13 protein-coding genes and 2 pseudogenes are annotated in these 13837 nt (G+C 55.0%); 6 read left to right on the top strand and 9 right to left on the bottom strand.

The features are described from left to right. Window positions 1-52 precede the first annotated feature (52 nt). Together K5I40_RS22130 and fdhD are read right to left on the bottom strand one after the other, a co-directional pair. On the bottom strand, window positions 53-265 hold the full coding sequence (locus K5I40_RS22130; RefSeq protein ID WP_223075635.1) for a YdgH/BhsA/McbA-like domain containing protein: 213 nt from the start codon (window positions 263-265) through the stop codon (window positions 53-55). Window positions 266-380: 115 nt separating this feature from the next. Beyond that, a complete protein-coding gene (gene fdhD / locus K5I40_RS22125; RefSeq protein WP_223075642.1) occupies window positions 381-1211 on the bottom strand; it encodes a formate dehydrogenase accessory sulfurtransferase FdhD in 831 nt (276 codons plus the stop codon). Between the two features lie 441 nt (window positions 1212-1652). On the opposite strand from fdhD, the gene fdnG reads away from it, so the two are divergent. The 4 genes from fdnG to fdhE are packed head-to-tail and all read left to right on the top strand — an operon-like array spanning window position 1653 to window position 7176. Continuing rightward, entirely contained in the window at window positions 1653-4703 is a 3051-nt protein-coding gene (gene fdnG / locus K5I40_RS22120; RefSeq protein WP_138370908.1) for a formate dehydrogenase-N subunit alpha, read from the top strand. Between the two features lie 12 nt (window positions 4704-4715). Then, a complete protein-coding gene (gene fdxH, locus K5I40_RS22115; RefSeq protein ID WP_223075643.1) occupies window positions 4716-5618 on the top strand; it encodes a formate dehydrogenase subunit beta in 903 nt (300 codons plus the stop codon). Beyond that, window positions 5615-6250, top strand: coding sequence for a formate dehydrogenase cytochrome b556 subunit (gene fdoI, locus K5I40_RS22110; protein ID WP_039032173.1), 636 nt, complete (start codon window positions 5615-5617; stop codon window positions 6248-6250). The genes fdxH and fdoI overlap by 4 nt, the downstream gene beginning before the upstream one ends. Further along, on the top strand, window positions 6247-7176 hold the full coding sequence (gene fdhE / locus K5I40_RS22105; protein WP_039032174.1) for a formate dehydrogenase accessory protein FdhE: 930 nt from the start codon (window positions 6247-6249) through the stop codon (window positions 7174-7176). Before fdoI ends, fdhE begins: the two co-directional genes overlap by 4 nt. Before the next feature lie 39 nt (window positions 7177-7215). Here fdhE and K5I40_RS22100 read toward each other — a convergent pair. Together K5I40_RS22100 and K5I40_RS22095 are read right to left on the bottom strand one after the other, a co-directional pair. Beyond that, window positions 7216-7344: pseudogene (locus K5I40_RS22100) on the bottom strand (PIN domain-containing protein); the annotation flags it as partial. Beyond that, window positions 7343-7585 carry a ribbon-helix-helix domain-containing protein gene (locus tag K5I40_RS22095; RefSeq protein WP_039032175.1) on the bottom strand — a complete coding sequence of 81 codons (243 nt, stop codon included), beginning with the start codon at window positions 7583-7585 and terminating at the stop codon, window positions 7343-7345. The pseudogene K5I40_RS22100 and the gene K5I40_RS22095, both read right to left, overlap by 2 nt. 200 nt (window positions 7586-7785) lie before the next feature. Between K5I40_RS22095 and K5I40_RS22090 the strand changes: the two are divergent. Both K5I40_RS22090 and K5I40_RS22085 read left to right on the top strand, forming a co-directional pair. After that, window positions 7786-8047 (top strand): annotated as a pseudogene (locus K5I40_RS22090) (alpha/beta hydrolase); the annotation flags it as partial. Between the two features lie 172 nt (window positions 8048-8219). Next, window positions 8220-8780 (top strand): Ail/Lom family outer membrane beta-barrel protein, encoded by a 561-nt coding sequence (locus K5I40_RS22085; protein ID WP_223075644.1) that lies wholly within the window; start codon window positions 8220-8222, stop codon window positions 8778-8780. Window positions 8781-8843: 63 nt separating this feature from the next. On the opposite strand, the gene fabY is transcribed toward K5I40_RS22085, so the two are convergent. The 5 genes from fabY to typA all read right to left on the bottom strand — a co-directional run bounded on the left by fabY (window position 8844) and on the right by typA (window position 13692). Continuing rightward, the gene (fabY, locus tag K5I40_RS22080) at window positions 8844-9785 is read right to left on the bottom strand and encodes a fatty acid biosynthesis protein FabY (RefSeq protein WP_039032178.1); all 942 of its coding nucleotides are present in this window, start codon (window positions 9783-9785) and stop codon (window positions 8844-8846) included. Between the two features lie 44 nt (window positions 9786-9829). After that, complete coding sequence (gene dtd, locus K5I40_RS22075) at window positions 9830-10267, bottom strand: D-aminoacyl-tRNA deacylase (protein WP_138370912.1); 438 nt, start codon at window positions 10265-10267, stop codon at window positions 9830-9832. After that, window positions 10264-11145 (bottom strand): virulence factor BrkB family protein, encoded by an 882-nt coding sequence (locus K5I40_RS22070; protein WP_039032180.1) that lies wholly within the window; start codon window positions 11143-11145, stop codon window positions 10264-10266. The genes dtd and K5I40_RS22070 overlap by 4 nt, the downstream gene beginning before the upstream one ends. Continuing rightward, window positions 11139-11738, bottom strand: coding sequence for a glucose-1-phosphatase (gene yihX, locus K5I40_RS22065; protein ID WP_223075645.1), 600 nt, complete (start codon window positions 11736-11738; stop codon window positions 11139-11141). The genes K5I40_RS22070 and yihX overlap by 7 nt, the downstream gene beginning before the upstream one ends. 130 nt (window positions 11739-11868) lie before the next feature. Beyond that, window positions 11869-13692 (bottom strand): ribosome-dependent GTPase TypA, encoded by a 1824-nt coding sequence (gene typA, locus K5I40_RS22060; protein WP_039032182.1) that lies wholly within the window; start codon window positions 13690-13692, stop codon window positions 11869-11871. Window positions 13693-13837 lie beyond the last annotated feature (145 nt).

The following is a 13837-nucleotide window of genomic DNA, read 5'->3' as shown; positions in this document are numbered from 1 at the left end:
TTAGACACAAAAAAAGCGCCCCGGGGGCGCTCTTTCGACAGATGCTTTGTGCTTATTTGCTCAATTCAGCGGTCATGTGAACACGGTTACCGGTGAAAGCCTGAGTAATAGTGTAAGACGATGCGCCCGCCTGCTGAGCCTGAGCGGCAATTTTCGCTTCTGCGCCGTCAATGGTGCTGGCAGATGCGGTGACAGACTGAGCAGCGAAAGAACCGAAAGAAGTAGCCAGAGCGATAACAGCGACAAAAGTTTTGATGTTTTTCATGATAGAGACCCTTGCGATAAGTTGTTTGTTGTAAGGCGTTGTGCCTTGATGTGATAAATAATAGGCCTCATCACCGACAACTGATAGCGGAAGGATTTGCTAATATCATTCAAAATTACTGATCAATAATCAGGCGTTGCGGATGGGTATATACCGTGGCTTTTCCTGGCTTGCAGAAACCCACCAGCGTCAGGTTGCAGCGCTCGGCCACCTCAACCGCCAGGGTGGTAGCTGCGGATACCGCAAACAGGATCTCCACGCCGCACATCGCCGCTTTTTGCACCATCTCATAGCTTGCCCGGCTGGAGACCAGCGCGGCTCCCTGCTGCCAGAAGGCGCTTTCGCCAGCCCGTCGGCCCAGCAGCTTATCCAGCGCCACGTGGCGTCCGACGTCTTCGTGCCCGCCGGCAATTTCGCCCGACGGCAGTACCCAGGCGGCGGCGTGGGTACACCCGCTCAGGTTCCCTACCGGCTGTACCGAGTTAAGATTTTGCAGCGCAATATTGAGGTTGGTCAGGGTAAAGGTCTGGGTGAAGGGCAGCGGCGCGATGGGTTTGCCGATGTCGTTCAACTGCTCCACGCCGCAAACCCCGCAGCCGGTCCGCCCGGCCAGCGCGCGGCGGCGCTCCTTGAGGGCCATAAAGCGTCGGCTGGAGAGCTCGATTTGCACTTCCATGCCGTTGCAGACCGGGACCACATCCATCCCGTAGATCTCCTGCGGGTGGTCGATAATCCCTTCCGAGAGGGAAAAACCGAGGGCAAACAGGGGCAGATCTTTTGGCGAAGCCATCATCACGACGTGCGAGATACCGTTATAAACCAGCGCCACGGGCACTTCCTGCGCCAGCCAGTCCGCAACGGGCTGGTTGAGCTGCGGGGGTCTGCGCACCTCACAGGTCACAACGCCGACGGGCTGGGAGGGGGTATCTCGGTTCTCTTTTGACACGACTTCATTCCTGGGCAACTTCGCAAGTAAGGGCGCTATTGCACCACAAATAGCGGGACTTCGCGCCGGAGATGGATCAATTTTTCAGTAGAGCAACTGTCAGGCGGCCTTACTCCCTGTGGGGGAGCCCGTTGAGCGGGTTGCTACAGCCTTGTAACACGCAGGGTTAATAAAGTGATTTAGTTCACATTTTTAAATTAGCACGCTTAGATTTCGTTCACGTTGTTTTAACTCCATTCAAACAAGCCTACCGACAATGTGGTATTCTGAGCCATATCCCTCGCGGAATTGAGGGAATAAAAGATCCCATCCCTTTCCGGTTATTTTGTAACCGTAAAGTAAAACTATATGCACCTGAATAATGCGCGTTGCAGGTAAGCAGCAAAACGCACCTGCGACACGCCCTGTAAAAGGTGGCAATGTCGAAACAAGGAGTGACCCATGCAGGTCAGCAGAAGGCAGTTCTTTAAGATCTGCGCTGGCGGTATGGCAGGCACCACGGCAGCAGCACTGGGCTTTGCGCCCGGCGTCGCGCTGGCGGAAACACGGCAGTACAAACTGCTGCGCACCCGCGAAACCCGTAATACCTGTACGTACTGCTCCGTCGGTTGTGGGCTGTTAATGTATAGCCTCGGCGACGGTGCGAAAAACGCCAAAGCATCTATTTTCCATATCGAAGGCGACCCGGATCACCCGGTTAACCGCGGCGCGCTGTGCCCGAAAGGGGCAGGTCTGGTGGACTTCATCCACTCGGAAAGCCGTCTGAAATTCCCGGAATATCGCGCTCCTGGCTCCGACAAATGGCAGCAAATTAGCTGGGAAGAGGCGTTCGATCGCATCGCCAAGTTAATGAAGCAAGACCGCGATGCCAACTTCATGGCGCAAAACGCCGAAGGCACCACCGTCAACCGCTGGCTCTCCACCGGCATGCTGTGTGCGTCTGCCTCCAGTAACGAAACCGGCTATTTAACGCAGAAATTCACGCGCGCACTCGGTATGCTCGCGGTCGACAACCAGGCGCGTGTCTGACACGGACCAACGGTAGCAAGTCTTGCTCCAACATTTGGTCGCGGTGCGATGACCAACCACTGGGTCGACATGAAAAACGCCAACCTCATCGTTGTGATGGGTGGGAACGCGGCAGAAGCGCATCCGGTGGGGTTCCGCTGGGCGATGGAAGCCAAAATCCACAATGGCGCGAAGCTGATTGTCGTCGATCCGCGTTTCACGCGTACGGCGTCGGTTGCCGACTTCTATGCTCCAATTCGTTCCGGTACTGACATTACTTTCCTGTCAGGCGTATTGCTGTACCTGCTGACTAACGAAAAATATAATCGTGAATACACCGAGGCCTACACCAACGCCAGCCTGATCGTGCGTGAGGATTACAGCTTCGACGACGGCCTTTTCAGCGGCTATGACGCGCAGGCACGCAAGTACGACAGAACCAGCTGGAACTACGAGCTGGATGAAAACGGCTTTGCGAAACGCGATACCACCCTGCAACATCCGCGCTGCGTGTGGAACCTGCTGAAAACGCACGTCTCCCGCTATACGCCGGAGATGGTCGAGACCATCTGTGGTACGCCGAAGGCCGACTTCCTGAAGGTGTGCGAGTACATCGCCGAAACCAGCGCTCACGACAAAACCGCGTCGTTCCTCTATGCCCTGGGCTGGACGCAGCACTCCGTCGGCGCGCAGAACATCCGTACCATGGCGATGGTGCAGCTGCTGCTCGGCAACATGGGGATGGCAGGCGGCGGCGTTAACGCCCTGCGCGGTCACTCCAACATTCAGGGCCTGACCGACCTCGGCCTGCTGTCGCAAAGCCTGCCGGGCTACATGAACCTGCCGAGCGAGAAACAGACCGATCTCCAGACCTACCTGACGGCCAGCACGCCTAAGCCGCTGCTGGAAGGCCAGGTTAACTACTGGAGCAACTACCCGAAATTCTTCGTCTCGATGATGAAGGCTTTCTATGGGGATAAAGCCACAGCCGAGAACAGCTGGGGCTTTGACTGGTTGCCGAAGTGGGACAAGGGTTACGACGTTCTGCAGTACTTCGAGATGATGAACCAGGGCAAGGTCAACGGCTATCTGTGCCAGGGCTTTAACCCTGTGGCCTCGTTCCCGAACAAGAACAAGGTTGTGGCGTCGCTGTCGAAGCTGAAGTTCCTGGTGACCATTGACCCACTCAACACCGAAACCTCGACCTTCTGGCAGAACCACGGCGAGTCGAACGACGTTGATCCGTCGAAGATCCAGACCGAAGTGTTCCGTCTGCCCTCCACCTGCTTCGCGGAAGAGAACGGCTCTATCGTTAACTCCGGTCGCTGGCTGCAGTGGCACTGGAAAGGTGCGGACGCCCCGGGTATCGCCATGAACGACGGCGAGATCCTGGCCGGTATCTTCTTGCGTATGCGTAAGATGTACGCGGCTGAAGGCGGCGCTAATCCGGAGCCGGTGCTGAACATGACCTGGAACTACGCGACGCCGGAAAATCCGCAGCCAGAAGAAGTGGCGATGGAGAGCAACGGCAAGGCGCTAGCGGACGTGATCGACCCGGCCACCGGCACCGTGCTGGCGAAGAAAGGCGATCAGCTCAGCACCTTCGCCCACCTGCGCGATGACGGCACCACCTCCAGCGGCTGCTGGATCTTCGCCGGTAGCTGGACGCCGAAAGGCAACCAGATGGCCAACCGCGATAACGCCGACCCGTCGGGCCTCGGCAACACGCTGGGTTGGGCATGGGCATGGCCGCTGAACCGCCGCATTCTCTATAACCGTGCCTCCGCAGACCCACAGGGCAAGCCGTGGGATCCGAAGCGTCAGCTGCTGAAGTGGGACGGCGCGAAGTGGGGCGGCGTGGATATTCCGGACTACAGCGCCGCCGCACCGGGCAGCGATGTCGGGCCGTTTATCATGCAGCCGGAAGGGATGGGCCGCCTGTTTGCCATCGATAAGATGGCGGAAGGGCCGTTCCCGGAACACTACGAGCCGTTTGAGACGCCACTGGGCACTAACCCGTTGCACCCGAACGTGATCTCTAACCCGGCAGCCCGTATCTTTAAGGGCGATCTTGAAGCGCTGGGTAAAAAGGACAAGTTCCCGTACGTGGGCACCACCTACCGTCTGACCGAGCACTTCCACTACTGGACCAAGCACGCGCTGCTCAACGCTATCGCGCAGCCGGAACAGTTCGTGGAGATCGGCGAGAAGCTGGCGAACAAGCTTGGCATCGTTCAGGGCGATACCGTAAAGGTCTCCTCCAACCGCGGCTATATCAAGGCCAAAGCGGTGGTGACCAAGCGTATTCGCACCCTGAACGTTCACGGGCAACAGGTGGACACCATCGGTATCCCGATCCACTGGGGTTACGAAGGGGTGGCGAAGAAAGGGTTTATTGCCAACACCCTGACGCCTTTCGTCGGCGATGCGAACACGCAGACGCCGGAGTTTAAGGCCTTCCTCGTGAACGTGGAAAAGGTGTAACGGAGACGACTTATGGCTTATCAATCGCAAGACATTATTCGTCGTTCCGCGACTAACGGTCTTACCCCCGCGCCTCAGGCGCGGGACCACCAGCAGGAAGTGGCGAAGCTTATCGACGTGACCACCTGTATCGGCTGTAAAGCCTGTCAGGTGGCCTGTTCGGAGTGGAACGATCTGCGTGATGAAGTGGGTCACAACGTCGGGGTTTACGATAACCCTGCCGATCTGACCGCCAAATCCTGGACGGTAATGCGCTTCTCGGAAGTGGAACAGAACGACAAACTGGAATGGCTGATCCGCAAGGATGGCTGTATGCACTGCGCCGATCCGGGCTGCCTGAAGGCCTGTCCGTCTGAAGGCGCTATCATTCAGTATGCCAACGGTATCGTCGACTTCCAGTCTGAGCAGTGCATTGGCTGCGGCTACTGCATCGCCGGCTGTCCGTTTGACGTGCCGCGACTGAACCCGGAAGACAACCGCGTCTACAAATGTACGCTGTGCGTCGACCGCGTGAACGTCGGCCAGGAGCCGGCCTGCGTGAAGACCTGCCCAACCGGCGCTATCCACTTTGGCTCCAAAGAGGATATGAAAACGCTGGCGGGCGAGCGCGTAGCCGAGCTGAAAACCCGTGGTTACGACAACGCAGGCCTGTACGATCCGGCCGGTGTTGGCGGTACGCACGTGATGTACGTGCTGCACCACGCCGACAAGCCGAATCTCTATCACGGCCTGCCGGAAAAACCGGAAATCAGCGCCACGGTTAAATTCTGGAAAGGCATCTGGAAACCACTGGCCGCCGTCGGCTTCGCGGCAACCTTCGCTGCCAGCATCTTCCACTATGTCGGTGTCGGTCCGAACCGTGCAGACGAGGATGAAGACAACCTGCATGAAGAGAAAGACGAGGTGCGCAAATGAAAAGACGTGACACCATCGTGCGCTACACGGCGCCGGAACGTATCAACCACTGGGTCACCGCCTTCTGCTTCATGCTGGCGGCGATAAGCGGGCTGGGATTCTTCTTCCCCTCCTTCAACTGGTTGATGCAAATCCTGGGTACGCCGCAGCTGGCACGCATCCTGCACCCGTTCGTCGGGGTGGTGATGTTCGCTTCATTCATCATCATGTTTTTCCGCTACTGGCACCACAACCTAATCAATCGGGATGATATCTTTTGGGCGAAGAATATTCGTAAGATCGTCGTCAACGAGGAAGTGGGTGATACCGGACGCTATAACTTCGGCCAGAAATGCGTATTCTGGGCGGCGATTATCTTCCTGGTACTGCTGCTGGTGAGTGGCGTGATCATCTGGCGTCCGTATTTCGCGCCTGCTTTCTCAATCCCGGTGATCCGATTTGCGTTAATGCTGCATTCATTTGCAGCAGTGGCGTTGATTGTGGTTATCATGGTGCATATTTACGCCGCCCTCTGGGTGAAAGGCACCATTACCGCGATGGTGGAAGGCTGGGTAACCAAGACATGGGCGAAGAAACATCACCCACGCTGGTACCGGGAAGTCCGCCAGAAACAGGAAAAGCCATCTGAATGAGTATTCGCATAATCCCGCAAGATGAGCTGGGTTCGAGCGAGAAACGCACGGCGGAAGTGATTCCGCCGTTACTGTTCCCCAGACTTAAAAACCTCTACAACCGCCGCGCGGAACGCCTGCGCGAGCTGGCTGAGAGCAACCCACTCGGCGACTATCTGCGCTTTGCGGCGCTGATCGCCCACGCCCAGGAAGTGGTGCTGTACGACCATCCGCTGCAGATGGACCTGACCGCGCGCATCAAAGAGGCGAACGCCCAGGGCAAACCGCCACTGGATATCCACGTTCTGCCGCGCGATAAGCACTGGCACAAGCTACTGCACTCCCTGATTGCCGAGCTGAAGCCAGAGATGAGCGGCCCGGCGCTGGCGGTGATCGAGAACCTCGAAAAAGCCTCTGAGCAGGAGCTGGAGCTGATGGCGAGCGCGCTGTTTGCCTCAGATTTTGCCTCCGTCAGCAGCGACAAGGCCCCCTTCATCTGGGCGGCGCTGTCGCTCTACTGGGCGCAAATGGCCAGCCTGATCCCCGGAAAAGCTCGTGCTGAGTACGGCGAAGCGCGCCAGTTCTGCCCGGTGTGCGGTTCGATGCCGGTGTCGAGCATGGTGCAAATCGGTACCACCCAGGGCCTGCGCTATCTGCACTGCAACCTGTGTGAAACCGAGTGGCACGTGGTGCGCATCAAATGCAGCAACTGCGAGCAGACCCGCGACCTGCACTACTGGTCGCTGGAAAACGAACAGTCTGCGGTGAAAGCCGAAAGCTGCGGCGATTGCGGCACCTACCTGAAGATTCTTTATCAGGAAAAAGACCCGAAAGTGGAGGCCGTCGCCGACGATCTCGCCACGCTGATTCTGGACGCAAAAATGGAGCAGGAAGGCTTTGCCCGCAGCTCTATCAACCCGTTCCTGTTCCCGGGTGAAGGGGAGTAATTTCCTGTAATCGTGCCGGGCGGCGCAGGCTTGCCCGGCCTACAGTTGATAAGGCGAAACGACCCCTGCTATCCCGGCGAAATCTTTTGTATTTCGTGAGATTAATGGGCAATTTCTGCTTTGAGCTGTAGCCAGAATAATGGCATCCGGCAGTTTTATTCCATGCTCACCACTCATCACGCAGTTTACGCTCGTACTCAAGCCCACCTTCTTGCTCATTACCCCAAAGACCCAGCGCATCACGAATAACTGAAGAACTTTGCTGGTCGAGATACTGCTCTATTGCTTCTCGTAGCAACTCAGCGCGAGGCTGGTTTCGCAGTTGTTTGAGGTTATCGAGTCGCTGAATGACGTTATCCGACAAATCGATCGGTATTCTGCCCATTTCAAGTTTCGCCAATAGAGTCATATATCATCCCAGCATCTCGTCAACGGTTAATTTTCAGGCAAAATACACGTTATTAATTTGTGGTTAAAGCGAATTATTGAGGCAGCGCGCGCTTTTGCGAGCCGCTTTCCAGATTTAAATCCCCACCAAAATCCTCTGTTTTCATCTGCATAAAACCAGGCTATAAAACTGTTTATTCATACAGGTAAAGGAAAGCACTCATGGCACTGGAAAAAGGTATTGATCAACTGGTTCAGGAGTTTATCGCCGCAGGGAAACCCTCTTCGCGTAGCCAGAGTATTGATGACCGGAGAGCAGGCTACGTTGCCAGTACGGTGCTTGCCGGGGAGAGTGAAACTCGTGTTCAGGCAACAACGCAGGAGCTCGACGGAATCACTTTTCGCATTTTTTTCGCCGCTCAACGCACCTGAAAGGCTGCCCGCCATTATCTATTATCACGGCGGGTGTTTTGTCAGTAAGGGGAATAAATTAAGAATAACCATAATGACGATAAAGTAATTAAAGTTTGCACCGCCAAAATCTGCACAGCAGAATAAATCGCCCAAAGCAATGGGATAAAGGAAGAATAATCATCACATTCCCCTCCCACCATTATTGTTAATTATCTAACTTCTTTGATTAATGGATTATATCAATGAATAAATTTTCTCTGGCGATTTTACTGACAGCCTCCCTCACCAGCAGTATGGCACTGGCAAATAATCACACTTTTTCTGTTGGTTTTGCGCACAGCGAAGTGCACGGCTTTGACAACCTGAACGGCGTAAATGCCCAGTACCGCTATGAATTCAGCTCACCATTTAGCCTGCTTGGCTCGTTCTCCTGGATGAAAGCGCACGCTAAGCAGGCATATTTAACGGGCAGCGATATTGTTCATAATGATATAGATCTGAATTATTACTCTTTGCTGGCAGGCCCGGCGTATCGTTTAAATGATTACGTCTCTTTCTATGCCGTTGGCGGCACAGCCTGGGTGAAGGCAACCGGAAATACTCGCTGGATGACTTACGGTAATAATGAAGTGAACCATAACGGTATTTCTGAAAAATCAGCGTCTTTTGCGTGGGGCGTCGGAATGGTAATGAACCCGTTCAACGTGCTCTCTATTAATCTCGGCTATGAAGGCACGAAAGCAAATCTGGATCGCAACAAAGCAATAAATGGTTTCAACGTCGGCATGGGCTACCGTTTTTAAACCAGCGGGCTGGCTTTAAACGAGAGTTACCCGTTTCACCTGGGTAACTCTCAACGCTGGATATTACTCTTCCTCGTTCCCGCCCTCTTCATAGGCGCCAAACGGCTTCGCGGGCAGCACGATATAGGTTCCTTCAAACACCGCGCCTGAGGTCTCGTCGCCGAACAGCTCCACCAGCATCTGCACGCGGGCTTTGCGACCGCGGGCCAGGCGATCGAGATCGCCGCTCAGGGAGCCTAAATCAGCCACGGCACTCGGTTTACCGGTGATGGGACGACTGTAGCGGATATGGGCGTCGGCCAGAATGATGGTGCCGCCAAGGTGGCGCTCACGCAGCATCAGCCAGATAAGCCCCCAGCCGGTAAGCGTGGCCAGCGAGAACAGGCTGCCGGCAAACAGCGTGTGGTGCGGATTCTGGTTGCCGATTTCCGGCATGGTGGTGATAAATTTCTGCCCGGTATACTGCTGAATGCGCACACCCATCTTTTCACTCAGGGGAATGTGCTGATACCAGGCCTGCTGCAGCTGACCGCACCAGTCGGCGCGATGGAGAATATCATCCAGCGAGGCAATGGGTTTGATCATCAAAAAGTGACGAATCGGGGTGGTTTGCGGCGCGGTGATTTCGCCCTGATTAATGAAACCCAGCTTGGCAAAAAACTCCACCGCGTCTTCGCGCGCGCTACAGGTGACGCGCTTCACGCCCTCCTGACGCGCCACGGACTCCAGCGTCATCGCCATCAGCGTGCCGAGACCTTTATCCTGCACGGAAGGGTGCACCGCCATAAAGCGGATAGAGGCTTCATTATCGGCATTGATATACAGCCGTCCTACGGCGACAAGGTTGCCCTCTTCATCCATCACCATCTGGTGATGCGCCATGGCGTCCCAGGCGTCGCGTTCCGACCCTTTGGGCTGATGTAATGGCTTACGCAGCATCTCCCAGCGGAACTGGTAGTAAAGCGCTAACTCTTCTTCTGTTTGCGGTACTCGAAGGTGATACATAGCTGTACTCTCTCTGGTTACCCGCGGCCATACCGTCAGCTCACTCATATCTGGAGCCAGAAAGTGACAGGGCCATCATTGACCAGCGAAACCTGCATATCTGCAGCGAATCGTCCGGTCTGTGTATGCATCTCTTGCTGGCGGCAACGCCCGACAAAATAGTCATAAAGCGCTTCTGCCCGATCCGGCGCAGCCCCTTTAGAAAAGCCAGGGCGCATGCCGCGCTCGGTATCGGCTGCCAGCGTAAACTGTGACACCACCAGCACGCTGCCACCCGCCTGCTGGACGTTAAGGTTCATTTTGCCATCCGCATCGCTGAAGATGCGGTAACCCAACACGCGCTCGCACAGGCGGTTGGCTTTTTGCTCGTCGTCATCCCTTTCGACACCCAACAGGACTAAAAGTCCCGGACCAATTTCGCCCGTCACGTCCCCCTCCACGGTGACGCTGGCACGGGTTACGCGCTGAATCAATGCAATCATGGTTGGTCTGCTTCTCGTTGTTTTTCGGCTTCTGCTGCTTTTTTTAGCTCGCGGTATACCCCGAGAGTGACAGTAATTTCCGCGCCAAGCAAGACGATACACCAGGTCCAGTATACCCAGACAAATAAAATGGGGATCACCGCCAGCACGCCATAAATCAGCTGATAGGAGGGGAACATGGTGATGTATAGCGCGAACCCTTTCTTGCCCAGTTCAAACAGCAGAGCGGCAACCAGCGCCCCTGTCATCGCATCCCGGTTAGGCACGCGCGTCGTCGGAACAATGCTGTAAAGCAGCCAGAAAGAGAGCCACGAGAGGAGAAGCGGGAAGATGCGCAGCACATCGTCAATCACACTGTTGAGTTCGCTGGCCCAGCGTAACGAGAGCAGATAGGAGCTGATCGCCAGGCTGGCCCCGGCCAGCAGCGGCCCCAGGGTCAGGATCATCCAGTAAACCGCAAACGAATACACTTTCGGACGCGCGCGGGTGCTGCGCCAGATAGTATTCAGCGCACTGTCAATGGCATACATCAGCAGCAGCGCGGTGACGATAAGCCCGCAGGCACCTACCGCCGTCATCTTGCTGGAGTTAGCAACAAACTGCTCAATGTAATTCTGGATGACATCACCGGTTGCCGGCATGAAGTTGGCAAACACAAAATGCCGCAGCTGCAGGCTGACATCAGAAAACATCGGAAAGGCGGCAAAAAGGGCAAAGATAACAGCCACCAGCGGCACAAGGGAGAGCAGCGACACGTAGGCAAGATTGCCTGCCAGCGTCGTCATGTTGTCCTCGTCGATGCGGTGCCAGAGAAGTTTTAGCCACGCACGAAACGGCCTGGTGTGGTGGCTGGCTTTTTGATGAACGTTTTTTAGCATAACTGCTTCGCAAAGTAGTCGGGTATCGTCTGTATTCCGGTCACCAGAATTGACGTGATACCCAACTGGTTAGCTCCCTCTATATTATCGACGTTATCGTCAAAAAAGACGGCATCCCCGGCAGAGAATCCTTCAGCCTGCAGAACGGCCTGGTAGATGCGCGCTTCCGGCTTACGCATTCCCATCTCCTGGGAGAGATAGATCTTATCCGCTGCCGCTTTCACTTCGGGATACTCTTCCGGCCAGAAGGTTGTGTGCAGACGATTGGTATTGGAGAGCACCACCACCCGATGCCCCTGCTCGCGCAGTTTGTGCATGATGGCAATCACGTCAGAGCGGATACCGACAAAGATAGCCTGCCAGCCGTGGGAAAATTGTTCGTAACTGAGCGAAAGCTCCATCTCCTGACAGAGCTTTTCGGCAAAGACTTCATCGGTTATTTCACCGCGCTCATGCTGATGGAAAGCCTCGCCCATAGTAAAACTTTGCTTTAGCGTGGCCAGCGGAACGCGGCTGAAATTACTCCATGCACCCAGCACACGATTGAAGTCGATATCGACGATTACGTTTCCTAAATCAAAGATATAGAGCATGTATTTCTCCTTTTCGCCGTGAAAAGTAACTGTAGCGGGAAAGAAGATGTTTGGCTATGAGGCGCGGAGCACCCCTGAAAAGAAAAAACCCCGCCAGAAGGCGGGGTTTCAGAGGACGGAGAGAAGAAAATTAATCTTCTTTCGGACCGCGCATTGCGCGTTTACGATCGTTCTCAGTCAGGTGACGTTTACGGATACGGATAGACTGTGGAGTCACTTCTACCAGTTCGTCGTCATCGATGAATTCCAGAGCCTGTTCCAGAGTCATCTTAACCGGTGGAACCAGAACCGTTGCTTCGTCAGTACCGGACGCACGCATGTTGGTCAGTTTCTTACCGGTCAGGCAGTTTACAGTCAGGTCGTTAGAACGGCTGTGAATACCGATGATCTGGCCTTCATAAACTTCTGCACCGTGACCCAGGAACAGCTTACCGCGATCCTGCAGGCTGAACAGGGCGAACGCAACTGCTTTACCCTGACCGTTGGAGATCAGAACGCCGTTGTTACGCTGGCCAACTTCGCCCGGACGAACGTCGTCGTAGTGGCTGAAGGTGGAGTACAGCAGACCAGTACCGGAAGTCATGGTCATGAACTCTGAACGGAAGCCGATCAGACCACGGCTTGGGATCACGTAGTCGAGACGTACGCGGCCTTTGCCATCTGGATTCATGTTTTTCAGGTCGCCTTTACGCTCACCCAGTGCCTGCATTACAGAACCCTGGTGTTGCTCTTCGACGTCCAGCGTTACGTTTTCGAACGGCTCTTGTTTACGGCCGTCGATTTCGCGGAAGATAACTTTCGGACGGGAAACCGCCATCTCGAAACCTTCACGACGCATGTTTTCGATCAGAACTGACAGGTGCAGCTCACCACGACCGGAAACACGGAATGCGTCAGCATCCGGCGTTTCTTCAACACGCAGCGCAACGTTGTGCACCAGCTCTTTGTTCAGGCGGTCAAGGATCTGACGGGAGGTAACGAACTTACCTTCTTTACCACAGAACGGAGAGGTGTTGACGTTGAAGAACATGGATACGGTTGGTTCATCAACGGACAGGGCCGGCAGCGCTTCGACGTTCTGCGGATCGCAGATGGTGTCGGAGATGTTCAGCTCACCCAGACCGGTGATGGCGATGATGTCGCCCGCTTCAGCGATGTCGCTATCGATACGCTCCAGACCCAGGTGAGTCAGTACTTTACCGACTTTACCGTTACGGGTTTTGCCTTCGCTATCGATGATAGTAACCTGCTGGTTAGGCTTCACTTTACCGCGCTTGATACGACCAATGCCGATTACACCAACGTAGTTGTTGTAGTCGAGCTGAGAGATCTGCATCTGCAGGGTACCGTCGAGATCGACGTTTGGCGCAGGAACACGGTCAACAATCGCCTGGTACAGCGGGGTCATGTCTTCAGCCATGTCTTCGTGGTCCAGACCTGCGATACCGTTCAGCGCAGAAGCGTAAACGATCGGGAAGTCCAGCTGTTCGTCGGTGGCGTCCAGGTTTACGAACAGGTCGAAGACCTGATCAACAACCCAGTCAGGACGCGCGCCAGGGCGGTCAACTTTGTTGATAACCACGATTGGCTTCAGACCATGGGCAAATGCCTTTTTGGTTACGAAGCGCGTCTGCGGCATTGGGCCATCCATTGCGTCAACGACCAGCAGCACGGAATCGACCATGGACATTACACGTTCAACTTCACCACCGAAGTCGGCGTGCCCCGGGGTATCAACGATGTTGATACGGTAGTCATTCCATTTGATAGCGGTGTTTTTAGCGAGGATGGTAATCCCACGCTCTTTCTCCAAATCGTTGGAGTCCATCACGCGTTCTTGAGTTTCGGCACGCGCATCGAACGTACCGGATTGCTGCAGCAGCTTATCAACCAGGGTAGTTTTACCATGGTCAACGTGCGCGATGATGGCGATATTACGCAGATTTTCGATCACAACTTTGCCTCAGGCATTTAGAAATAGCGCGTTATTGTACACGGATTAATCGCACTACAAAACAGGATCACAAACATCCCCCGCAAACAAGTATCGCAGAGATGCTTTGTGATCGCTTTCACGGAGCGGTAAAGGGGCACTTTAA

Origin of the sequence: Leclercia sp. LTM14 (assembly GCF_023736175.1) — a bacterium.
Taxonomy (GTDB): domain Bacteria; phylum Pseudomonadota; class Gammaproteobacteria; order Enterobacterales; family Enterobacteriaceae; genus Enterobacter; species Enterobacter barmai.
This window is presented reverse-complemented; position numbering and strand designations above follow the sequence as displayed.